The organism is Agrobacterium vacciniicorymbosi (assembly GCF_040427045.1).
GTDB lineage: Bacteria > Pseudomonadota > Alphaproteobacteria > Rhizobiales > Rhizobiaceae > Agrobacterium.
This window is the reverse complement of sequence record NZ_JBETMF010000005.1, coordinates 75,144-98,106: the sequence shown is the minus strand read 5'-3', so window position 1 is coordinate 98,106 and position 22,963 is coordinate 75,144. Positions and strand designations below refer to the sequence as shown.

The 22,963-nt window shown below is 57.5% G+C and carries 23 protein-coding genes; 16 read left to right on the top strand and 7 right to left on the bottom strand.

The window, feature by feature from the left end; translation table 11 throughout:
• Positions 1–12: 12 nt before the first annotated feature.
• Entirely contained in the window at positions 13–669 is a 657-nt protein-coding gene (locus ABUK73_RS09710) for a TetR/AcrR family transcriptional regulator (protein WP_113086614.1), read from the bottom strand.
• Between the two features lie 132 nt (positions 670–801).
• On the opposite strand from ABUK73_RS09710, the gene ABUK73_RS09705 reads away from it, so the two are divergent.
• Together ABUK73_RS09705 and ABUK73_RS09700 are read left to right on the top strand one after the other, a co-directional pair.
• Positions 802–1,611 (top strand): SDR family oxidoreductase, encoded by an 810-nt coding sequence (locus ABUK73_RS09705; protein WP_353577099.1) that lies wholly within the window; start codon positions 802–804, stop codon positions 1,609–1,611.
• Positions 1,612–1,812: 201 nt separating this feature from the next.
• The gene (locus ABUK73_RS09700) at positions 1,813–1,959 is read left to right on the top strand and encodes a DUF1127 domain-containing protein (RefSeq protein ID WP_113086612.1); all 147 of its coding nucleotides are present in this window, start codon (positions 1,813–1,815) and stop codon (positions 1,957–1,959) included.
• A 342-nt stretch (positions 1,960–2,301) separates the two neighbouring features.
• On the opposite strand, the gene dinB is transcribed toward ABUK73_RS09700, so the two are convergent.
• Positions 2,302–3,390 (bottom strand): DNA polymerase IV, encoded by a 1,089-nt coding sequence (gene dinB, locus ABUK73_RS09695; protein WP_353577098.1) that lies wholly within the window; start codon positions 3,388–3,390, stop codon positions 2,302–2,304.
• A gap of 89 nt (positions 3,391–3,479) precedes the next feature.
• The gene (locus tag ABUK73_RS09690; protein ID WP_353577097.1) at positions 3,480–4,070 is read right to left on the bottom strand and encodes a TetR/AcrR family transcriptional regulator; all 591 of its coding nucleotides are present in this window, start codon (positions 4,068–4,070) and stop codon (positions 3,480–3,482) included.
• 225 nt (positions 4,071–4,295) lie between these two features.
• Here ABUK73_RS09690 and ABUK73_RS09685 point away from each other — a divergent pair, with 225 nt between their 5' ends.
• From ABUK73_RS09685 to ABUK73_RS09670, 4 genes are all read left to right on the top strand, one after another.
• A complete protein-coding gene (locus ABUK73_RS09685; protein WP_353577096.1) occupies positions 4,296–5,303 on the top strand; it encodes an XdhC family protein in 1,008 nt (335 codons plus the stop codon).
• A 143-nt stretch (positions 5,304–5,446) separates the two neighbouring features.
• Positions 5,447–5,980, top strand: a complete 534-nt coding sequence (locus tag ABUK73_RS09680; protein WP_353577095.1) for a 2Fe-2S iron-sulfur cluster-binding protein — start codon at positions 5,447–5,449, stop codon at positions 5,978–5,980.
• Positions 5,977–6,966, top strand: coding sequence for an FAD binding domain-containing protein (locus tag ABUK73_RS09675; RefSeq protein WP_353577094.1), 990 nt, complete (start codon positions 5,977–5,979; stop codon positions 6,964–6,966). Before ABUK73_RS09680 ends, ABUK73_RS09675 begins: the two co-directional genes overlap by 4 nt.
• Entirely contained in the window at positions 6,963–9,263 is a 2,301-nt protein-coding gene (locus ABUK73_RS09670; RefSeq protein WP_353577093.1) for a xanthine dehydrogenase family protein molybdopterin-binding subunit, read from the top strand. The genes ABUK73_RS09675 and ABUK73_RS09670 overlap by 4 nt, the downstream gene beginning before the upstream one ends.
• A gap of 81 nt (positions 9,264–9,344) precedes the next feature.
• Here ABUK73_RS09670 and nagA read toward each other — a convergent pair whose 3' ends face one another.
• The 4 genes from nagA to ABUK73_RS09650 are packed head-to-tail and all read right to left on the bottom strand — an operon-like array spanning position 9,345 to position 13,221.
• On the bottom strand, positions 9,345–10,505 hold the full coding sequence (gene nagA / locus ABUK73_RS09665) for an N-acetylglucosamine-6-phosphate deacetylase (RefSeq protein ID WP_353577276.1): 1,161 nt from the start codon (positions 10,503–10,505) through the stop codon (positions 9,345–9,347).
• A complete protein-coding gene (locus ABUK73_RS09660; protein WP_353577092.1) occupies positions 10,502–11,524 on the bottom strand; it encodes an SIS domain-containing protein in 1,023 nt (340 codons plus the stop codon). Before ABUK73_RS09660 ends, nagA begins: the two co-directional genes overlap by 4 nt.
• A 51-nt stretch (positions 11,525–11,575) precedes the next feature.
• Positions 11,576–12,337 carry a GntR family transcriptional regulator gene (locus tag ABUK73_RS09655; RefSeq protein ID WP_353577091.1) on the bottom strand — a complete coding sequence of 254 codons (762 nt, stop codon included), beginning with the start codon at positions 12,335–12,337 and terminating at the stop codon, positions 11,576–11,578.
• Positions 12,334–13,221 (bottom strand): BadF/BadG/BcrA/BcrD ATPase family protein, encoded by an 888-nt coding sequence (locus tag ABUK73_RS09650; protein WP_353577090.1) that lies wholly within the window; start codon positions 13,219–13,221, stop codon positions 12,334–12,336. Before ABUK73_RS09650 ends, ABUK73_RS09655 begins: the two co-directional genes overlap by 4 nt.
• Before the next feature lie 208 nt (positions 13,222–13,429).
• Here ABUK73_RS09650 and ABUK73_RS09645 point away from each other — a divergent pair, with 208 nt between their 5' ends.
• The 10 genes from ABUK73_RS09645 to ABUK73_RS09600 all read left to right on the top strand — a co-directional run bounded on the left by ABUK73_RS09645 (position 13,430) and on the right by ABUK73_RS09600 (position 22,915).
• Positions 13,430–14,323 (top strand): N-acetylmuramic acid 6-phosphate etherase, encoded by an 894-nt coding sequence (locus ABUK73_RS09645; protein ID WP_353577089.1) that lies wholly within the window; start codon positions 13,430–13,432, stop codon positions 14,321–14,323.
• 60 nt (positions 14,324–14,383) lie between these two features.
• Complete coding sequence (locus tag ABUK73_RS09640; RefSeq protein ID WP_353577088.1) at positions 14,384–15,643, top strand: ABC transporter substrate-binding protein; 1,260 nt, start codon at positions 14,384–14,386, stop codon at positions 15,641–15,643.
• A 33-nt stretch (positions 15,644–15,676) separates the two neighbouring features.
• A complete protein-coding gene (locus tag ABUK73_RS09635; RefSeq protein ID WP_353577087.1) occupies positions 15,677–15,820 on the top strand; it encodes a hypothetical protein in 144 nt (47 codons plus the stop codon).
• A complete protein-coding gene (locus ABUK73_RS09630) occupies positions 15,817–16,764 on the top strand; it encodes a carbohydrate ABC transporter permease (protein ID WP_353577086.1) in 948 nt (315 codons plus the stop codon). Before ABUK73_RS09635 ends, ABUK73_RS09630 begins: the two co-directional genes overlap by 4 nt.
• A gap of 14 nt (positions 16,765–16,778) precedes the next feature.
• Positions 16,779–17,618: a carbohydrate ABC transporter permease gene (locus tag ABUK73_RS09625; protein ID WP_113086598.1), complete on the top strand. Its 840-nt coding sequence runs from the start codon at positions 16,779–16,781 to the stop codon at positions 17,616–17,618.
• Entirely contained in the window at positions 17,615–18,673 is a 1,059-nt protein-coding gene (locus tag ABUK73_RS09620; protein WP_353577085.1) for a Gfo/Idh/MocA family protein, read from the top strand. The genes ABUK73_RS09625 and ABUK73_RS09620 overlap by 4 nt, the downstream gene beginning before the upstream one ends.
• 15 nt (positions 18,674–18,688) lie before the next feature.
• Positions 18,689–19,690, top strand: a complete 1,002-nt coding sequence (locus ABUK73_RS09615; protein WP_353577084.1) for an ABC transporter ATP-binding protein — start codon at positions 18,689–18,691, stop codon at positions 19,688–19,690.
• Between the two features lie 42 nt (positions 19,691–19,732).
• Entirely contained in the window at positions 19,733–20,464 is a 732-nt protein-coding gene (locus ABUK73_RS09610) for a copper homeostasis protein CutC (protein WP_353577083.1), read from the top strand.
• Positions 20,465–20,583: 119 nt separating this feature from the next.
• Positions 20,584–21,321, top strand: a complete 738-nt coding sequence (locus ABUK73_RS09605; protein ID WP_353577082.1) for a FadR/GntR family transcriptional regulator — start codon at positions 20,584–20,586, stop codon at positions 21,319–21,321.
• Between the two features lie 82 nt (positions 21,322–21,403).
• Positions 21,404–22,915, top strand: a complete 1,512-nt coding sequence (locus ABUK73_RS09600; RefSeq protein ID WP_353577081.1) for an ABC transporter substrate-binding protein — start codon at positions 21,404–21,406, stop codon at positions 22,913–22,915.
• The last annotated feature ends 48 nt before the right edge of the window (positions 22,916–22,963 follow it).

The following is a 22,963-nucleotide window of genomic DNA, read 5'->3' as shown; positions in this document are numbered from 1 at the left end:
CCAAATAGGCGTTTACCCGTTTCGAGCCGGGGGCAGATACTCCGGCTCGAGGTAACGGGTCAGCATCTTGACCGTTTCTTCGGTCACCGCTGCGCGCTCATCTTCTGGCAGCCTGCAAGCATAGACAATCAGAGCCTGAGCAGCCTCAACACCCACTGACGCGTGAAGGTCCCGGGCGTTGCGAAGCGTGGGCATGCGCAGTTCAAGTAAGTGCGAGATCAAATATTTCGTATGATCGAGCAAAGCCGTACTTTTATCTGTGTTGTTGCTACGAACGGCTCGCAGGACATGATGAAAGGCCGGATTGGCCTCATGAAACATCAATGTCGCGCGCACGATCCAGTCGATGGCATCGCGAAGGGGCCACTCGGCAATGCCCTCCTGCTCCTGCAGGCCTATCAAACCTTCGATTTCGGCGACATATTTCTCTGCCATCGCTTCCACCAGCGCCTGCTTGTTGGGGAAGAACTTGTAGAGCAGGCCTACTGATGTCTTTGCGCGTGCGGCGATGGCATTGGTGGTCGCGTTATCAACGCCAACCTCGACGAACACCTCAACCGCTGCATCCAGCAATTGCTGCACGCGGCGGCGGCCACGTTCCTGAACCGGCGCGCGCCGGGGCACAGACGAGGGCAGGTCGGCATCATCAATGGTTGGTCTAGAAGGCATCAGCGCGGTTTTCCTGAAAATCAGACTTTACGCGCATATCAAATCTCTGCGCTTGACGGCAGCCCCTATTATGAATAAAAAGAGAGTAATTACTCTCCTTATTTCATAGCAACTTTCACTGGCAGGTCTCCCATGAAAATACTGCGCGGTAAGACGGTCCTCATCACAGGCGGGGTATCGGGTATCGGCCTGTTGCTGGGGCGCAGGTTTCTGGCTCAGGGCGCAGCGCATCTGGTGATCTGGGACGTGCAGCAGCAGGCTCTGCACGACATTGTTTCTGAGTTGACGGGGCAAGGCTTCCACGTTTCCGGCTATCTTGTGGATCTGGCCGATCCAGCACGGATCACAGCCGCAGCAGAAGAAATGCGGGCTGCGGGCGTAGAGGTTGATATTGTCATCAACAATGCCGGCGTCATTATCGGAAAAACTTTTGCGGAACACAGCACCAGAGACATTGCGCTGACGATGGATGTCAACGCAGCAGCGCCGCTTTACGTGGCAAGAGAATTCCTGTCCGGCATGATTGCCCGCCGCAGTGGCCACATCGTCAACATCGCCTCCGCAGGAGGTATGGTTTCCAATCCCAAAATGTCGGTCTATTGCGCCAGCAAATGGGCCATCATCGGCTGGTCCGATTCCTTACGTATTGAGATGGAGCAGGAAAAGACCGGTGTCGGTGTGACGACGGTGACGCCTTACTACATCAATACCGGTATGTTTGCCGGTGTCCGCTCACCGTTCATTCCTATTTTGGACGCGGAGTATGTTGCAGACCGCATCATTGCTGCGGTCAAATCCAACCGTATTTTTCTGCGTCTGCCATGGATCATCAACTTTTTGCCGCTGCTGCGTGGGCTTTTGCCGGTCCGCTGGTTCGACAGGATTGGTGGGCAATGGCTCGGAATATATCACACGATGGATGACTTCCGCGGCCGCAAGTAGGTTTGCAACGGGTCTCTGATGGTGGTTTTGCCCGCATGATTTTTCATCACATCTACATTACCCATGCGTCATATGCATGGCGGTCGTGAATCCTTGTCTGTTATCAAGCAGCTCAATAAGGCCTATATCTCAACCATCGAAACGACGTTGGAACCGAAGCCTGGTTGCTAACGTCAAGAGGCCTCACGAAAGGGGATCATCATGAACGTAGCACGCTCTTTCAACAACTGGCGCAAATACCGTCAGACCGTAACCGAACTGGGCCGCATGAGCTCGCGCGAACTTCAGGACCTCGGCATCAACCACGCCGACATCCGCAGCGTAGCCCGCGCAGCAGTTGGCCGCTAAGCTTCGGCTTTGAATTTTGCTTTATGACGAAAACGCCCGCTGATGAAGCGGGCGTTTTCGTTTCAGCGCGATAGAAATCCTGCATAACTCTAGCCATGCGTTTCGCGCATGTCTGTACTGCAAGGAAATCTATTTAATAGGCGGCGAAAATTGCTATCTTAATCTCATCGAAGCGATGCACCTCCTCCCGCAAAGCTTCGAATTCAGGTAGCCCTATCCTCCTCCCAAGGGCGCCTGTCGGAACAGCGGCACTCCTCCTCCCAGTCGCTGTTCGGTTCTTTTTGGAAAGCCTGCCGCACCTCCTCCCGCGGCAGGCTTTTCTGCTTTAGAGCCACCCTTTTTCTACAATCCCAAATCCAGTTGCGGCGCTTGGACTCTTTCTTCCGTGTCGAGCGATGACAGCGTGACACCCAGCAGCCGAACCGGTCGTTTGAATGGGAAGACGGAGGCAAGCAATGTTTCGGCCATCTCAACAATCGTATCGAGGTCAGAAATACCCACTGACACCGTCTTGCTGCGGGTTGCCTGCGTGAAATCCGAATATTTGATTTTGACGGTCACCGTCTTCCCGGTGATGTCGTGCGCCTCGCAGTGCCGCCATACCTTTTGCGCCAGCGGTCGCAGTTCCGCTTGGGCAAGGCCCAGATCATCGACATCCTCCACAAATGTATCCTCGGCTCCAATGGATTTTCGAATGCGGTTGGGCTTGACCTGACGGTCGTCGATCCCGCGCGCAATGCCGTAAAAATAGGGGCCGGATTTGCCGAAGTGCTGCTGAAGAAAGGCGAGGGGCTTGGATTTGAGATCGAGCCCGGTCTCGATGCCATGTCGCCTCATCCGCTCTGCCGTGGCCGGTCCTACCCCATGGAACTTCTTGACGGGAAGCGCTTCGACAAAACCGGGTCCATTTTTCGGCGTGATGACCGCCTGGCCGTTCGGCTTGTTCAGGTCGCTTGCCATCTTCGCCAGAAATTTATTGTAGGAGATACCGGCGGACGCATTGAGGCCGGTAACAGCCTTGATCTTGGCACGAATTTCCAGTGCGATATCGGTCGCGATCTCCATGCCTTTCAGATTTTCTGTGACGTCGAGATAGGCTTCATCCAGCGAGAGCGGTTCTATCAAAGGCGTATACTCCGCAAAAATCTCTCTGATTTGTTGCGAAACCTGTCGGTACACCTCAAAGCGAGGCGGTACGAAAATCAGATCGGGACATTTTCGTTTGGCGGTGACTGACGGCATGGCCGAATGCACACCAAATGTTCTTGCCTCATAGCTGGCAGCAGCCACGACGCCGCGCGCCGCCGACCCACCAACAGCGAGCGGTTTTCCACGCAGGTCGGGATTGTCCCGCTGTTCCACGGATGCGTAAAAAGCATCCATATCGACATGGATGATCTTGCGGACGGGCTGTGTAGGAATGGCGCTCATAAGACGATCGAGATGCTGAAACAAAAAGAGAACATATCAGCAAACGCAAAGATGTCCAACATCTCCAAAAGCGGTTTTAGTCACCGGCGCTAAGGCTGCTGCCGCAAGCCATCCATGACGAGACGAACGATCCTGTGCGCCCGCTCGCGCCAATCGGGTCCATCTGGAATCGAGTAGATGCCGAACAGCGCGTTGAGAACATCCGCGGGCTGGATGTCTCCCTTGATGGCTCCGGCTTCGACCGCATTGTCGAGAAGCTTTCCAAATGCGGACTGCAGAAGATTTGAGCCTTCGGCAAAAAGCGTGGAATTGGATGTGAACAGCAGTTTCAGGCTGCTGGCCATGCCGCGCTTGGCTGCCATATAGCCAACGAACCGCAGCATCCATTCTTCAAGCGCAGCGTCTGGCGCTTTTTCTGCCATCAACTCGGTGGCAGCCGTGGCTATCAGCTCGAGTTCACGGCGATAAACGACTTCAACCAGATGTTCGCGGGTTGGGAAGTGCCGGTAAAGCGTGCCGATGCCGACGCCTGCGCGTCGCGCGATATCCTCGAGTGAAGCGGCGGCGCCCTGTTCCGCAAAAGCACTTGCTGCGACTTCGACCAGCTTTTCACGATTGCGACGCGCGTCAGCACGCAACTGGGTCGGCGCAGGCGATTGCGACGGGCGCTCCTTCGGCACTTTAAATTCACTCCACACGAAAAGGCTTGACGAATGATCGCAAGTCACTAGATTAAACGGAGGCGCCTCCGGTTATGCGTGGCGCCGTTCAATCATTAGTTCAAATCGGGGGCAGATGTCATGCCGAAATCACACGAGGGGCCGGCCGAATAATCGCAATGTCGGAACCATCCGGCATTCTTGAGGTTTAGGCGTTCAATCCAGCGCCGCAAGCAGGAGCCTGTAATGACCCAATCCATCGACATCAGCCTCCATAACGACCCCGGCGGACATTCGTTCCCTCTCTGTCGCCCCAACTCTCGGCTGGCCTTAAAGACCGTGCCAGAGGAAATACGTGTGCCGGTGAAGGCGTTTTCGACGGATAGCCCCGCCGAAATCCTCGATTTCGCACTTCAGGTGGCCAAGAGCGGTTGCCAGGTGGCGCTCTGTACGCTGGTCGAAATTCGCGGCGGGTCATCTCGTCCGCTGGGCGCGCATATGGCTGTCGCCAGTGACGGGCGCTATTGCGGCTATGTATCCGGCGGCTGCACCGAGGCAGCTGTTGCGGCGGAAGCGTTGCAGGCAATCGAAACCGGTCACGACCGTTTCGTCATGCTGGGCGAGGGATCGCCCTTCTTCGATATCGTGCTTCCATGCGGGGGCGGCATTACTGTTGCCATCCACCTTCTTCGCTATCTCGAGCCGATTTCCGCCGTTCTGGAGGCTATGAAAAGCCGAAAGCAGGCGCAGCTGTCTTACGCTTCCGGTCGGGAAGCCCTGTCACTCGGTGCCACGTCGGCTCAGACGGGTTGGGACGGAGATACCTTCGTCACCAGCTATCGCCCCGCCGTCCGTGTGGTGTTGTTCGGCCGCACTCTGGAGGTTGAGATGGCATCGAAGGTAGCGAAGGCGGCAGGTTACGAGGTCGTGCTTTACGAGCATGCTGCGGGCGACGCGTCTGTAATCGATGCGAATACCGCCGTGGCGCTTCTTCAGCATGATCTCGAGCTGGAAATGCCTGTGCTGGAGGCGTCATTGAAGGCTCGGCCTTTCTATATCGGCGCGCTTGGCAGTTCCCGCACCCACGAAAAACGTGTGGAGCGGTTGCGCGAGAGTGGCCATTCGGATGAGGCAATCGACCGGATCAAGGCGCCAATCGGGCTTTTCGGGCGCGCGCGTGACGCTCATTCGCTGGCGCTGTCGGTTGTTGCCGACATTGCCGCCAGTCGGCAGACCGCGCTGATGGCGGACTGAACAACGTAGACATCCCGCCGGGCCATGTCCGTGCGGCATCAAGGCAAGCAGACCGTCCTCCATTGAGGACCTGAACCCGTAGGCACCTCACCGTCCTGCGAACCATCATCACATCCATACGTTTCAGCCAAGGGAGATGTCCTATGCATTTTACCATCAATGGAGAAGCGATAGAGGTCGAGGCGGACATCCGCACGTCTCTGCTCGATCTCATGCGTAACACTCTGGGTTTTACGGGGACGAAAAAAGGATGCGACCAAGGCGCGTGCGGTGCCTGCACCGTGCTTGTCGATGGCGAGCGCATCAATTCCTGTCTCGCGCTTGCGGTTCAATATCAGGGCCGCAGCATCACGACAGTCGAAGGGCTTGCCGACAATGGCAATCTCAATGCCTTGCAGAAAGCCTTCATTGAGCATGACGGCTTCCAGTGCGGCTATTGCACGCCCGGGCAGCTCTGTTCCGCCATCGGGATGGCAGGCGAGATCGAACGCAACATTCCGAGCGCCGTCACCAGCGATCTTTCAGCAGGCAGCATTCCGGTCAGCGACACCGAAATCCGCGAGCGTATGAGCGGCAATCTCTGTCGATGCGGCGCCTATAACGGCATTGTCGAAGCCATTTCCGAAACCTTGGCACATCAGACTGTGATGCCGACCGAAGAGAGGGCACGGGCATGAACATTTTCTCCTATCATCAGGCATCAGATGCGGCTTCCGCCATTGCGCTCAAACAGGCAGGCCCTGCCGCGAAATATCTGGGTGGCGGCACCAATCTTGTCGATCTCATGCGCGAAACGGTCGAAAGGCCGGAAACGCTCGTCGATATATCGCATCTGCCAAGCACCATTGAGCAGCGCGCCGACGGCAGTCTGCTGATCGGTGCCGGAGTGAAGAATACGGCCCTTGCAGCCCATGATGCTGTGCGCGCTCGTTTTCCGCTTCTGTCCCGCTCTATTCTCGCCGGGGCAAGTGCGCAAATCCGCAATGTGGCGACGGTTGGCGGCAACATTCTTCAGCGTACCCGCTGTCGGTACTTTTACGACAATGCCGCCCGTTGCAACAAGCGACAGCCGCATGCGGGCTGTGATGCTTTGGGAGGTTTCAATCGCTACCACGCAATTCTCGGCGCATCCGAAAGCTGCGTGGCGAGCCATCCGTCTGACATGTGTGTGGCGCTCGTTGCACTAGATGCCGTCGTTCACCTTCAGGGACCGGCGGGCACTCGCAGCATGCCACTGCGTGACCTTCACCGTCTGCCCGGCGACCGACCCGATGTGGAGACCGAATTGCAGCCGGATGAGCTGATTACGGCGGTCGAAATTCCGCCGCTCGCTTTCGCGCGGCGGTCTGCATACCGAAAGGTGCGGGACCGCGCGAGCTACGCTTTCGCTCTCATTTCCGTTGCTGCGGCTCTGGATGTGGACGACGCCGGTATCGTGAAGGACGTCAGGCTGGCGCTTGGCGGTGTTGCCCACAAACCATGGCGCGCCTTGAAAGCCGAGGCGGCTTTGAGAGGTCAAAAGGCGGATGCGGATCGTTTCCGCGCTGCTGCCGAAGCGGAACTCGCGGATGCCGTTGGCCTGCGTGATAACGCGTTCAAAATCGAACTGGCGAAACGAACCATCGTTGCCGTTCTTGAAGAATTGAAGGGAGAAAACGCATGAGCGCCGAAACCCAAACGCTGCCAGAAGCAGGCAAGCCGGGCCGCTGGCAGCCCGCCGTTACGTCTGACCCGATGCTGCGCAAACACGGCACGCTCGGCCAGCCGGTATCCCGTATTGATGGGCCGATGAAGGTTCAGGGCAAGACGCGTTTTGCTGCAGAGTTTCCTTATGACAACATCAGCTATGCAGCGCTGGCCTTCAGCACCATTGCGCGCGGTCGCATCACCGATCTGGATGTGAAGGCGGCAGAGGCGGCACTAGGCGTCATTCTTGTTATGACCTATCAGAATGCGCCACGCATGAAGGCGCCGTCATTGATGATGTCATCGCCGACTGCGGCGGGTTCCAGCGATCTTCCGGTCATGCAGAACGATGAAATCCACTGGAACGGCCAACCAATCGCCCTGGTTCTGGCGCAAACGCAGGAACAGGCGGACTATGCCGCTTCGCTCATCAAGGCGGACTATGCGGTGCTGCCAGCGGTAACGTCTTTCGATGAGGCGAAGAAAACACCGCGCCAGCTGGACAACCTTCTTGGTCAACCGCCCGTCGTGGAAATTGGCGATGCCGAGACGGCGCTCGCCAACGCCGAGGTCAAAGTCGATGTCATCTATCGGACGCCGCGCCACAATCACAATGCCATCGAGCTGCATGCGGCAACGGTTGCCTGGAACGGTGACGAGTTGCGTTTGCATGATGCCAGCCAGTTGCTGGACCTGACCAAAGGTCAGCTTGCCGATATCTTCGATCTCGATCTGGACAAGGTCCATGTGACATCTCCCTATGTCGGTGGCGGTTTCGGCGGCAAGTGTCTTTGGGACCACCAAATCCTCGCCTGTGCTGCGTCGAAGCTGGCCGAACGACCGGTGCGGATCATGCTGTCTCGCGAAGGCGTGTTTCGTATCATTGGCGGTCGCACGGTGACGGAGCAACGGGTGGCGCTCGGTGCCAAATCCGATGGCACGCTGGATGCGCTGATCCACACGGGAACGGCGGCGATGACGCTGCACAATTCCTGCCCGGAACAGTTTACCTTTCCAGCAAAGCACCTCTATTCCGCCAGGACCTTCCGCTTAGCGCAGGATGTCGCCGACATGGACATGCTGGTCAACACCTTCATGCGTGCCCCCGGCGAATCCGTCGGCACTTTCGCCCTGGAATGCGCGCTGGATGAACTGGCCGACAAGCTGGCAATGGACCCGATCGAGCTGCGTCGCCGTATCGAACCGGAAAAAGACCCGACGAGCGGCAAGCCGTTCTCGTCACGTTATCTCATCGAAGCCTATGAGAAAGGTGCCGAAAAATTCGGCTGGGATCGCCGAAGCCAGACCCCACGCCAGAAGCGCGAAGGTGAATGGCTGATTGGCATGGGTTGCGCCACTGCGACCTATCCCTACCATCGTTTTCCCGGTGGTGCGGCGAGGATCAAGCTGACGGCAGAGGGCCATGTCACGGTATCGACCGCCGTGCACGACATGGGCATGGGAACGGCCACGGCTCAGGCTCAACACATCGCTGCGCGGTTGGGTGTGCCGCTCGACCATGTGACCTTCGAATATGGCGATAGCAACCTGCCGCGTGGGGTGATTGCTGGTGGCTCGACACAGACCGCCTCGATTGGCGGTGCCGTCATCGCTGCGACGGAAGTCTTTGTCGAGGAGCTGATCAAGCTCGCCGGCAATGACTCGCCACTGGCCGGTCTGTCGCTTTCCGAGGTCGAACCTCGGGACGGTGGTCTTAGCCATATGGACGACGAGAGCCGCTACGAGAGCTATCAGTCCATATTGCGCAGGGCAGGGCGTGAAGAGCTGGTATGTGAAGCGGAAGGACCAGCACCGGCGGAGATGCAGGCTTTTTCGATGCACTCCTATGGCGCACAGTTCTGCGAGGTGCGGGTCAGTGCGCTAACGGGCGAAACGCGGGTGTCGCGGTTCCTCGGCTCCTTCGATGCCGGGCAGATACTGAATGCCAAGATGGCAACCAGCCAGTTCAAGGGCGGCATCATCATGGGCATCGGCCTTGCACTCACCGAAGAAACCAATTTCGATGAGAGAACAGGCCGCGTCGTCAACGCTTCGCTGGCGGATTATCATGTACCGGTGCAGATGGACGTCCCACCCATCGACATCATCTACACCAACAAGCCAGATCCACAGGCACCCATGGGCGCACGCGGCATAGGTGAGATTGGTATAACGGGTGTCGGAGCGGCGATTGCAAACGCGGTCTACAATGCGACGGGCTTGCGGATTCGTGATCTGCCGCTTACGCTGGATAAGGTGATGGCTGGTTTGTGACCACGCCATTTTGGGCAAGATTGAACTGAAGATTTACGCGGGGCGATCATGCTCCGCGTATTTTTTGTCGAACTACCTTGATCAAGCAGCGAATACTCGCTCGCCACCAATCCACGTACTTCTCATATGATGGTCATCGGTCAGAACCACGAAATCGGCGTCGTAACCGGCTTTCAAACGGCCTTTATGATCTGACACACCGATGGCCTCTGCCGGGTAAAGGCTTGCCATGCGCACGGCTTCTTCGAAATCGAGCCCGAGCTGACGATGGACGAAAAGCACGGATGACAGCATGTCGATATCGGCCCCCGCCAGCGTGCCGTCCGCCAGCGTCAGACGCCCGTCCTTGCGATAAATCTGACGGTCGTTCAGCGTCAGGCCGGTCAAATCGGTGCCGATGGTGGACATGGCGTCGGTGACGATGAATACTCGGCCCGGTCCACGCTTTGCTCGCAGCGCAAGGCCCATCGAGGCGGGGTGGACGTGGAAACCATCGGCAATGATGCCAGTCGAGAGATTGCCGAGATCGAGCGCTGCGCCGACGAGGCCGGGCGAACGATTTTCCAGCGGGCTCATGGCATTGAACAGGTGGGTCACGGTTCGCGCACCAGCTTCGGCATAGGCTTTTGCCGTCTCATAGGGCGCATTGGTGTGGCCAAGGCTGACGGCAAATCCGGCTTTCGCCAGCGCTCTGACCTGCTCCTCAGTCGTGTTTTCAGGCGCGACCGTAATCATCAGCGCTTCGAAGCTGTGGCCGATGGCCAGCAGGCGTTCGAGATCCACATCTTCCATAGACCGGATCAGCCCCGGATGATGGGTGCCCTTGCGGGCAACGGAAAGATGCGGCCCTTCCAGATGCAGGCCTAGAAAGCCCGGAACCTTCGCTGCCTTTGCTTTCAACCCGGCTTCAATGGCCGCTGCCGTTATCTCGCGCGTGTCGGTAATCAGAGTAGGTAAAAGTGCGGTCGTTCCGAATTTCGCATGGGCGGCGCAAATCTGCCGGATGCCTTCGACAGACTGATCGTCGTTCAGCATCACGCCGCCGCCGCCGTTAACCTGCAAATCGATAAAGCCCGGCACGATGATCGCTCCGCCAGCATCGACCTGCTCTATGCCGGATGGCAGTTCCCCCTGCGCCACCACGCCCGCCACCTTGCCGCTGTCGATCAGCAAGGCGCTGTTGTCGTGCCACTGCAAACCATCGAAAATCCGGGCATTGGTCAGTGCTTGAACCATGATCAGCGGGTCTCCGTGACTTTCTTGAGGGCGGCTGGCGCGTCAGGATTAAAGCCGCGCGAACGCGACCATGCTTCTACGAAACCATAAAAGGGCACGATGAGGGCAAGGGAATCTGTCAGCGGATGGCCGGTTTCGACGAAGGGCAGGCGGCGCGCATGGGCCGCACCATCGGCAGTGATGAAGGCAAGCGCGCCCTTTTCTGCAAGACTGTCGGCGGTGCTGCGCACGGAGGAGAGGGCCGCGTCACGCGCCGCAAAGGTCACGACAGGGAAGCGCCGGTCTACCAGAGCCACCGGTCCATGCAGCACCTCGGCGCTGGAATAGGCCTCGGCATGCATTTCCGATGTCTCCTTGAATTTCAGCGCAGCCTCGCTGGCAATGGCCAAGGACGGGCCACGACCGAGCATGTAGAGCGATTCTGCCTCACCCAATTCCGCTGCCAATTCGTGCCAATCCAGCTTTATTGCTTCGGCAAGCTTTTCAGGCAGGTGCTGGATTGAACGCTGCAAATCAGCATCTGCGGTCCATTCGCCAAGGATTGCGAGGCCGGCCAGCACCGAGTTGAAGAAGGATTTGGTGGCCGCGACCGCAAGCTCCGGCCCGGCATTGATATCGACGGCATGAGCCGAAGCATCAGATAGCGGCGAGGGCTGAGTGTTGGTCAGCGAAATCGTCAGCGCTCCGGAGGCTGCTGCCGATTGGGCAAGCGCCACGATGTCCGGGCTTTTGCCCGATTGCGAAATGGAGATTGCTGCCGCCTGATCGAGCTTCAACGATTTGCCGTAGATGGAGGCAAGCGATGGACCGATGGAGGCCACGGCGCGGCCTGCCTGTTGCTCGATAGCGTATTTGAGGAAATGCGCTGCATGATCGGAAGACCCGCGCGCGATGGTGATGAGAAAGGCGGGGTCACGCTCGCGCAACGCCTTACCCGCTGCGTGTAGCGCATTCTGCGAGCGGCTCAGCAGACGGCTGGCGGCATCGGGAATTTCATCGATTTCCTGGCGCATATGGGTTGGCATAGCATTCTCTCTTCCTGTGGTGCCGGCCTGCAAATCAGCCGCCCATCCGGGTCATTCTGTCAGTGTCATTTCAGCGACGAAGTCATAGGCGTCACCGCGATAGAGCGAGCGGGTGAGTTCCACCACCCGGCCAGACTCCAGATAGGATATCCGCTCAATAGCAAGGCCCGCCGACCCCTCGGGAACGGCCAGCAGGCCCGCATCCTCGCGGCTGACATTGCAGGCGGAGATGCGCTGCACGGCGCGAACCGGCTTGTGACCGGTGCGGTGAAGCTCAGCATAAAGCGAGGTTCCGACCGCCTTCGGGTCCGGCAGAATATCGGAGGCGAGGCTGGCGCGCTCGATTGCAAGTGGCAATTCATTGGCAATGCGCAGGCGCTCCAGCCGTGCGACCATCATATCAACCTTGAGGCCCAGCATCATCATTTCATCGGATGAGGGATGAAACAGCCCACGCGCCAGCCATTCGGAACGGGTAACGTAGCCCCGCCGCGCCATGTCTTCTGTGAAGGATGTTAGTCGCGACAAAGGCTGTTGCAGGCGCGAGACCGGCTTCATGACGAAGGTGCCCGACCCATGCTTGCGGGTCAAAAGCCCATCCTTGACCAAATCATCCACCGCCTTGCGCACGGTGACCCGGCTGACATTGGCAAATTCTGCCAGATCGCGCTCAGGGGGCAGGGCCTGTCCATGGCTCAGTTTGCCGGAAAGAATGGCCTCTTCCAGCGATTGCCGCAGCTTCATGTAAAGCGGGCCGGATCCGTTGGATTGCAGATCGGCTGGCGACAGGAACTGGGACAGGGTTTCCGTCATGCCGCCCCCTCTTCCACGTGGGCAAAAGCGTTTTTCGCAAGTGCGATGGAGCCGGCCAGTGCATCTTCCAACGGTTGAACGAGGCGTTCGCGATGGCGTTGCGCCAGATAGGGTGCATATAGCGCTGATAATCCGCCGAGAAGGCAGAGCCTGCCGCCATCCGTCAGCTCAGCGACGCGGTCCAGAGAGAGGTCGATGTCGCCAGCAGACTGAAGCAGGATTGCCAGGGCCGCTTTATCGCCCGCAGCGGCAAACTCAAACACGCGGGGTGCATAGCGGCCATAATCACCGGGCTTTGCGGCTTGCGAAAAGGCGACCATCTTGCGAGGCTCATTGTTGAAATCGTCCAACAGCACACGGGTCATTTCAGTCTTTTGCGAAATTCCGTCATAGGCCAGCAAGCTTTCCTGCAAGGCCAACTGGCCAAGCCGCGCACCGCTTCCCAAATCACCGAGATGATAGCCCCATCCACCGATGTAGCGGATGTCGGCACCTGTGCGGGCGATATAGATTGTGCCGGTGCCCAGAATGGCCACCGCGCCATTGCCTTCACCGAGAGCGCCCTGCAAAGCGATCAGCCCATCGGACTCGATGATCGAGTGATGGAAGGGCAGGCGCGGCATGACGTAGGCGACAGTATTTTCGACGTGGTTGCCTGCAAGCCCGAGAAAGGCGTAGGCCTCTTTCACGAGGCCGATATCGAGACCCGCATCTGCAAAAGCCGCTGTCGCAGCTTCTGTAATGTTGAGAATAGCCCTGTCGGGCGCGGTCATGATGTTGGACGCGCCGCTTTTGCCACGACCGAGAATTCTGCCGGTTGCGTCTGCGACTGCTGCCCGGCAACTCGTGCCGCCGCCGTCGACTCCCACGAGATATCGCTGCATGAAATTGTCTCCTGCTGCGAAGATACCAAAAAAATACCAATTTCCAAGTGGTAAAGCGAAAATTTCTGAGATTGCGGTAATTCGCAATAATACCACTGCTTTGCGTCCTTTTCACATTTGGCTGTGTTCAATAAATAAACCATTTCTTAAAAGACGCTGGACAATTGGTATTTTTTTGGCATTAAATCCTGGTGCAGGGAGTTTTTGGATGAGCGCAAGCGGAACGGAAGGTTTGCACGAAAAAGCGAAGGGCCTCGACACCATGGTGCCGGGGGATGTTCTGTCGCTTTTGAGTTCGGGCCAACAGGAAGCCGCACGGACCGTGGATGCGGTGCGTGATGCGATAGCCGTAGCTTCCGCGCTCGCAGCCGACGCTATCGCGTCCGGTCACAAGCTTGTTTACGCCGGTGCGGGAAGCTCCGGGTTGATGGCGATGGCGGATGGGTTGGAATTGCCCGGCACATACGGCATCGGACGCGACCAGATCGCCATCCTGTTTGCAGGCGGCGCCAGCAATTTGTCCGATATGCCGGGCGCGCCGGAAGACGATGTCGATCAGGCGCGATTGGATGCCGAAGGAGCAATTGGTGCAGGAGATTGCATTGTTGCGATTTCCGCCAGTGGCTCGACCCCTTATGCGTTGGCCGTCGCAGAGGTCGCCCGGAAGAAGGGCGCGCGGGTGGTGGCGATTGCCAATAACCCTGATGCCAGACTTTTCGACGATTGCGATGTTGCGATATTGTTGCGTACACCGCCGGAGTTCGTATCCGGCTCCACCCGCATGGGTGCAGGCACAGCGCAGAAAATCGCGCTCAATATGTTCTCGACACTGATGGCGATCCGTCTTGGCCATGTGCATGACGGCTATATGGTCAATTTGCGTGCAGACAATAAAAAGCTTATCGAGCGCGCCGCACGCATCGTATCGGGCGTGACGGGTGTGGATATGAACGAGGCTGGACGTTTGGTGGAAAAGGCGTCCGGCTCCGTCAAGATCGCGATTCTGCTGGCGGCAGGCGCGAAAGACAAGAATTCAGCCGAAACCATGCTTGAGACAAGCGGCCAGAATGTTCGGCGCGCGCTTCAGCTGATCGGCGAATGAGACTGCAACAACCATAGTTGATGAACGCCGTGGCGGCGTTACACCAAGAGGGAGAACAATATGATCCGTAATCTCACCAAGGCCCTGGCTCTGGGCGCAAGCCTGTTTGCCTATGCTGGCATGGCATCGGCAGCAGACGTAACGCTGACCATTGAAAGCTGGCGCAACGACGATCTGGCCATCTGGAAAGACAAGCTCATTCCGGCTTTCGAAGCCAAGAACCCGGGCATCAAGCTCCAGTTCCAGCCCATGGCGCCGACCGAATACAATGCCGCACTGAATGCCAAGCTGGAATCCGGTTCCGCTGGCGACCTCATCACTTGCCGCCCCTTCGATGCCTCGCTTGAGCTGTTCAAGAAAGGCTATCTGAGCGATCTGTCCAAGAATCCCGGTATGGAGAATTTCTCCAACGTCGCGAAAACCGCATGGTCGACAGACGATGGCGCTCAGACTTTCTGCGTACCCATGGCGTCGGTTATCCACGGCTTCATCTACAACAAGGAAGCCTTCGATACGTTGAAAATCGAGGTTCCGAAGACCGAGGCTGAATTCTTCGCTGCACTCGACAAGATCAAGGCTGACGGCACCTATGTTCCGATGGCCATGGGCACCAAGGATTTGTGGGAAGCCGCGACCATGGGATACCAGAACATCGGACCGAATTACTGGAAGGGTGAGGAAGGCCGTCTGGCGCTGATCAAGGGCGAACAGAAGCTGACCGATGCCGATTGGGTCAAGCCTTATGAAGTGCTTGCCAAGTGGAAGGATTATCTGGGCGACGGCTTCGAAGCCCAGACCTATCCTGACAGCCAGAATATGTTCACGCTTGGCCGCGCTGCTATCTATCCCGCTGGTTCCTGGGAAATCTCCGGCTTCAACACGCAGGCCCAGTTCAAGATGGGTGCTTTCCCGCCGCCAGTCGAAAAGGCGGGCGATACCTGCTACATCTCTGACCATACCGACATCGGCATGGGCGCCAATGCCAAGTCCAAGCACCCGGCAGAAGCTGCCAAGTTCCTGGAATGGGTTGCCTCTGCGGAGTTCGCCGATCTCTATGCTAACGCGCTGCCGGGCTTCTTCAGCCTGAACAAAACGGCTGTAAAGATGGCCGATCCGCTTGCCCAGGAATTCGTGTCCTGGCGCGAAAAGTGCAAGCCGACGATCCGCTCCACCTATCAGATCCTGTCACGTGGCACGCCTAACCTCGAAAACGAGACCTGGGTTGAATCCGCCAACGTGATCAACGGTACGGACACACCGACCGTTGCTGCTGAGAAGCTGCAGAAGGGTCTCGACAGCTGGTACAAGCCTGCAAAGTAAGTCTGGGTTTGTGCATGGCGATCGAAAGTCGCCATGCACATTCAGCCTATCGACCATATCCAGCCTGAGCATCTTGCCGTTATTGGCAAGCTGTCTCAGGCGCGGATTGCTGGCAGCATCCATGCGCATGGCGCGATGATTGATTTTCCTTTTAGACAGTTCGGACCGATCCCATGAGCGCCGATATCACTTCCAACGATCAAAGATCGATCAGGCGGCCGTTTCGCTGGCATATTCTCATATTCATGCTGCCGGCATTTCTGGTCTACACGGCTGTCATGATCATTCCGCTTGGCAGCACCTTATGGCTCTCCTTCTTCCGGGAAGTGGACGGTCAGAGAATTTTCGTCGGCATGGAGAATTTCAAAGCGCTGTTCTTCGAAGATCGCTGGTCCGTCAGCTTCTGGAATGCGCTGGTCAACAACATCTACTTTTTCATCATCCACATGCTGGTGCAGAACCCCATCGGTGTTGCTCTCGCGGCCTTGCTCTCGTTACCCAAGCTGCGCTTTTCGGCCTTTTACCGAACCGCCATCTTTCTTCCGACGCTGCTCTCCTTCGTGATCGTCGGCTTCATCTGGAAGCTGATCCTTTCGCCGCTCTGGGGTATCGCGCCGACGCTGCTGGATTTCGTTCATCTGAAATTCCTGTTTGCCCCATGGCTCGGCAGGCCGAATTCCGCCCTCATCGCCGTATCGCTGATTTCGGTCTGGCAATATGTCGGCATTCCCATGATGCTGATCTATGCGGCGCTTTTGAACATTCCCGATGAGGTGATCGAGGCTGCCGAGATGGATGGGATTACGGGCTGGAGCCAGTTCTGGAAGATCAAGCTGCCGCTCATTCTTCCCGCCATCGGCATCATCTCCATTTTGACATTCGTCGGAAATTTCAACGCCTTCGACCTGATTTACACAGTGCAAGGCGCGCTTGCCGGGCCGGATGGATCCACCGATATTCTGGGAACGCTGCTCTATCGAACCTTCTTCGGCTTCCAGCTTCAGCTCGGGGATCGCTCCATGGGCGCGACGATTGCGACAGTGATGTTCCTCATCATTCTCGCCGGTGTCAGCTTCTATCTCTTTGCCATTCAGCGCCGCATGCGCCGATATCAGTTCTGAGAGGGGAAGCAGACATGTCGAAAGCCCGTTCCTCCATCGCCCGCACGGTCGCAGCCCACGCGATCCTCCTCACCTATACCGCCATCGCGCTTTTTCCGGTGGTGCTGACGATCATCAATTCGTTCAAGTCGCGAAACGCCATCTTCCGCAATCCCATGCAGGTGCCGCTGCCATCGACCTTCGATCTGGTGGGTTACACCACCGTACTGGGGCAGAGCGATTTTGTGCATTACCTGCAAAATTCGTTGATTGTCACCGTCGTGTCGATTGCGCTTGTTCTGCTCTTTGGGGCGATGGCGGCCTTTGCGCTGTCGGAGTATCGCTTCAAGGGCAACACCTGGCTTGGGCTTTATATGGCGCTGGGTATCATGATCCCCATTCGCCTTGGCACCATCGGTATCTTGCAGGGCATGGTGGCAACGGGGCTGGTCAACACGCGCACTGCCCTTATTCTGGTCTATACGGCGCAGGGCCTGCCGCTTGCGATCTTCATCCTGTCGGAATTCATGCGGACGGTTTCCGATGATCTGAAGAATGCCGGGCGTATCGATGGGCTGTCGGAATACAAGATTTTCTTCCGCCTCGTCCTGCCGCTCATCCGCCCATCCATGGCAACGGTGGCCGTCTTCACCATGATCCCGATCTGGAACGATCTGTGGTTCCCGCTGATCCTCGCGCCCAGCGAAGCGACCAAGACAATCACGCTCGGGGCGCAAATCTTCATCGGCCAGTTCGTAACGAACTGGAATGCGGTTCTGGCAGCGCTTTCGCTGGCGATTGCCCCGGTTCTCGTCCTTTACACCATCTTCTCGCGGCAATTGATCCGCGGCATCACGGCAGGAGCGGTGAAATGAGCGAACAACCTCTCAAGGTTCTGGTTGCCGGCCTCGGAAATATGGGCATGAGCCATGCGCTGGCCTATGCCGCCAATCCGGGCTTCGAGATCGTCGGCCTCGTCAATCGCTCCACACCCACTTTGCCTGCTCCGCTTTCGAGCCACGTAATCCTGCCATCCTTCGAGGATGCGCTGGCGGAGTTGAAGCCGGACCTCTGCTCGATCAATACCTATTCCGATAGTCACGCCGCCTTCGCCATCAAGGCTATGGAAGCGGGGTGCCATGTCTTTGTTGAAAAGCCGCTGGCAACCACGGTGGCCGATGCAGAACGTGTCGTTGCCTGCGCCCGCGCCAATGGTCGCAAACTGGTGGTCGGTTATATTCTGCGCCACCATCCATCATGGATGAAGCTCATCTCGCTCGCTCGTGAGCTTGGTGGCCCTTACGTCTTCCGCATGAACCTCAACCAGCAGTCATCGGGTAAGACATGGGCGACGCACAAGGCTCTGATGCAGACCACACCGCCGATTGTCGATTGCGGGGTGCATTATGTCGATGTCATGTGCCAGATCACGGATGCCAAGCCGGTGTCGGTTCGCGGCATGGGCCTGCGTCTCTCCGATGAAATCGCGCCTGACATGTATAATTATGGCCACCTTCAGGTCACCTTCGACGATGGCTCCATCGGCTGGTACGAGGCGGGATGGGGCCCGATGATTTCGGAAACGGCATTCTTCGTCAAAGACGTGATGTCGCCGAAAGGCTCGGTCTCCATCGTGATGGACCCGAATGCCAAATCCGACGATATCGATACGCATACGAAGACCTCAACCATCCGCCTTCACAAGGCGCAGACGGGACCGGATGGCCAGTTCATCCAGCCGGATCAGTTTCTGCAGATGGAGGGTGAGCCGGGGCATCAGGAGCTGTGCGACCGGGAACAGGCCTATGTTCTCAAAGCCATCCGCGAAGATATCGATCTCAACCGGCACATGACCGATGCTGTCCAATCGCTGCGTATCTGCCTTGCGGCGGATGAAAGCGCGCGAACCGGCCGCATGGTCGATCTTTGAATCTGGAGAAAATCCTTGGGTAATCTGACACTCAAATCCGTCGCGAAATCCTTTGGCACTGTCGATGTGCTGAAAGGCATCGATCTGGAGGTCAAGGACGGCGAGTTCGTGATCTTCGTCGGGCCATCGGGTTGCGGCAAATCCACCTTGCTGCGAACAATCGCGGGGCTTGAAGATATTAGTTCCGGCGAAATCGTTATCGATGGTCGGGAAGTGTCTGCGGTGCCCCCCGCCAAGCGCGGCATTGCCATGGTTTTCCAGTCTTATGCGCTTTATCCGCATCTGACGGTGAAAGACAATATGGGTCTCGGTCTCAAGCAGGCGGGAACGCCGAAGGATGAAATAGAGGCGCGGGTCGCCAATGCGTCCTCCCTGCTCTCGCTCGGACCTTATCTGGAACGGCGTCCGGCGGAACTGTCCGGCGGTCAGCGTCAGCGCGTCGCGATTGGCCGTGCTATTGTGCGCGAACCAACGCTTTTCCTGTTCGATGAGCCGCTTTCCAACCTTGATGCAGCACTGCGCGTCCAAACGCGCCTGGAGATCGCCCGTCTCCATCGCCGCCTGAAGGCGACGATGATCTATGTGACCCATGATCAGGTCGAGGCGATGACGCTGGCCGACAAGATCGTCGTTCTCAACGCCGGTCGCATCGAGCAGGTTGGTTCGCCCATGGAGTTGTATAACCGCCCGGCCAATCTGTTCGTCGCAGGCTTCATCGGCTCTCCGCAGATGAATTTCATTGATGCCGAACGGCTGGGTGAAAACGGCTACAAAACTCTGGGTATTCGTCCTGAACACATCGTGCTGTCTCGCGATAGCGGCACATGGTCCGGCAAAGTCGTGCATGTCGAGCATCTGGGTGCAGATACAATCGTCTATCTGGAAAGCGATGCCATCGGCCTTCTGACGGTGCGGCTGTTTGGTGAACACGCCTATGCGCCTGACGATGTGGTTTATGCCTCGCCCAGTGGCGACGCCACGCATCGGTTTGACGCTGCCGGCAACGTCATTCGATGATCCCTTGTTTTGCCTTCGTAAAATCGCTGCTTCAGGTCTCCCATGGCTGATATTTTGCTGGAAGTCTGTGTCGATGACATTGCCGGTCTCAAAGCCGCAATCAAAGGCGGTGCGGACCGGATCGAGCTTTGCAGCGCGCTTTCCGTCGGCGGGCTGACGCCATCGGTGGGGTTGATGAGCCTTGCCGGACGTTCACCCGTGCCCTGCTACGCGATGATCCGACCGCGTGTCGGTGACTTCGTCTATTCCGCCGACGAACTGGCGGTCATGGAAGACGATATAAGGTTTGCGGCATCCTGCGGCATCGCAGGTGTTGTTTTCGGCGCCAGTCTGCCCGATGGGCGGCTGGATCAGAACGCTTTGATGCAATTGTCAGAGGTGATCGGCTCCATGCCGCGCACCTTGCATCGCGCTTTCGATCTCGTGCCGGATATGGAAGAGGCAATCGAGATCGCCATATCCTGTGGTTTCGAGAGAATATTGTCCTCGGGTCGTGCGGTGTCGGCGTCAGATGGAATTGATGACCTCAAGACGGCGATAAAGACTGCTGCCGGGCGGATTTCGATCATGCCGGGCTCTGGCGTGAATCTCAAGACGATCGATAGTTTGCTTGCTAAGCTCGATGTTTCGGAAGTGCATTCCTCTTGCTCCTCGAGCGTCGGTTCAAACAACCCTGCGGTCGTCGATTTTGGCTTCTCCGCCTCTGCAATCAAGCAGACCGATGCGACCATTGTCCGCGCCATGAAAAACCGGATTGCATCGCGGACCCAGTAGAGCGTCCACGTCTCGCACTTTAGCGTCAATGCATAAAATTCGCGCACGATCAAAAATTAAGCTTGACGCTTCCTCTTTTTACGGATTGATTTGAACCAATAGATAATTGGTACGAACCAATGACCGATAACTCCAAAATCCTCGGACCGGAAAACGCCAATTACGCACTCGAGCGATTGCGTGAGCTAATTGCCGTTAGCGCCTTCGGTCGAGACGGGAAATTGCCGACCGAGCGGACGCTATCGGAGCGTCTCGGCGTGGGCAGGCGCGAAATTCGTCGGGCGCTGGAAGTGCTTGAGGCGGAAGGTCTGATTTGGCGCAAGCAGGGTGCAGGCACATTTCTCGGTCAAAAGCCGGACAGTTGGGGCGACCATGCGGCAAGCCTCGTTGACGGAACCAATTTCATGGAGATCATGGAGGTTCGCCTTCGTCTTGAGCCGCAGTTGGCGCAGCTCGCAGCCATGCGCGCCAAGCCTTCCGATATCGCCCGCATGCGCGAGACATGCTCCAAAATTTATGAGCGCACGGATGCCGACTGGCGTGAATTGTGGGATGGCTCGCTGCACAGGTTGATTGCCCAAAGTGCCGGAAACCAGCTGTTTCTCTCGCTGTTCGACGTGGTGAACCGCGTTCGCCAGGACCCGTCCTGGCAGGCGGTGCGAGAACGCGCCCGCCGCATTGACAGGACCTTGAAGGAATCGCGCGACCAGCACGACGAGATTATCGACGCGATTGCCGAACGTGACCCGTCCAAAGCGGGTGAGGCGATGCGCAACCATCTGCTGACGCTTCAGGAACGCCTTATCCGCCAGACCTCCATGGATCACCTTGATCACTCATCCAAGGGAGATGGCTGACTGACAGATGCGGGGAAGCCCCTCCGCAACGGCAAGAACCGGAAAACCGGCTGCCACACAAACCGACCAGAGGAACAAAGACATGAAAAGACAGATAAAATTTTCCGGTTACGTGCTGGCAGCAGCACTCCTTTCATCCACACTTCACGCGGCAGACATCCGTATCGGTTTGCAGGATGATGCCGATGTGCTCGACCCTGCCCAGTCCCGCACCTTCGTCGGACGCCTCGTCTACACCAGCATGTGCGACAAGCTCGTCGATCTCGACAACAACCTGGCGGTCGTTCCGCAATTGGCAACGAAATGGGCCTGGGGTGATAATGGCAGCACGCTGACCATGGATTTGCGTGAAGGCGTTGTCTTCCACGATGGAACGCCTTTCAATGCTAAAGCCGCCGTCTATACCATCGAACGCAACATGACGATGCCGGAATCGCGTCGCAAGAGCGAGCTTGCCTCGGTCGCGAAAGTCGAGGCAACGGCTCCGTATCAGATCAAGTTTACCCTCAAAAGCCCCGATGCGAGCCTTCTGGCGCAGCTTTCCGACCGCGCGGGCATGATGATTTCTCCGAAGGCCGGAAAAGAGCTTGGCGCCAATTTCGGCTCGAAGCCGGTTTGCGCGGGGCCATTCAAATTTGTCGAACGCATTCAGCAGGACCGCATCGTGCTGGAGAAGTTCGCGGATTACTGGAACAAGGACAACATCTTCCTCGACAAGGTCACGTTCCTTCCGATCCCGGATACGACCGTGCGCCTCGCCAATCTGCGCGCCGGTGACCTCGATATGGCAGAGCGCATTTCCGCGGCTGACGCCGCATCGGTCAAGGACGACCCGAAGCTGACCTATGGCGAGGTTGTCGGTCCCGGCTACATGGCCATGTATGCCAATATTGGAAATGGCGCGCGTGCCGACAATCCGTTCGGCAAGGACAAGCGTTTGCGTCAGGCATTTTCGATGGCGATCGACCGCGAGGCGATCAATCAGGTCGTGTTTGAGGGAACTGCGTTGGCTGGAAATCAGCCTTGGCCTTCGACCAGCCCGTGGTTCAACAAGGATATCCCGGTGCTAGCCCGCGATGTTGAAAAGGCAAAGGCGCTGATGAAAGAGGCTGGCTACGACCGCTTCGAAATCGAGTTGCAGCACGCCAACAACACCACACAGACCCAGATGATGCAGGTCATTCAGGCCATGGTGGCGGAAGCGGGCTTCGACGTAAAGCTGAAGGCAACGGAATTTGCGACGCTGCTGTCCGAGCAGACGGCAGGCAATTACGTGCTTTCGCGCTCAGACTGGTCGGGCCGGTCCGACCCGGATGGCAATATCCACCAGTTCGTGACCTGCAAAGGCGGCATCAACGACACGAAATATTGCAATCCGGAAGTGGACAAGCTGCTGAACGAAGCTCGTGCTTCGACAGACAATGCGGTGCGCAAAGAGAAGTATGACGCGGCGACCAAGATTCTCGATGAGGATCTTCCGCTGATCTATCTGGGCCACCAGGCCTATCTCTATGCAACGTCGAAAGCCGTCACCGGTTTCCAGCCTTCCTCTGATGGCATGATCCGTCTGACCGGCGTGAAAAAGGGTTCGTAAGACGACGATTGTTTTCCCGATGCGTGGTGCGTGCCGCGTATCGGGAAA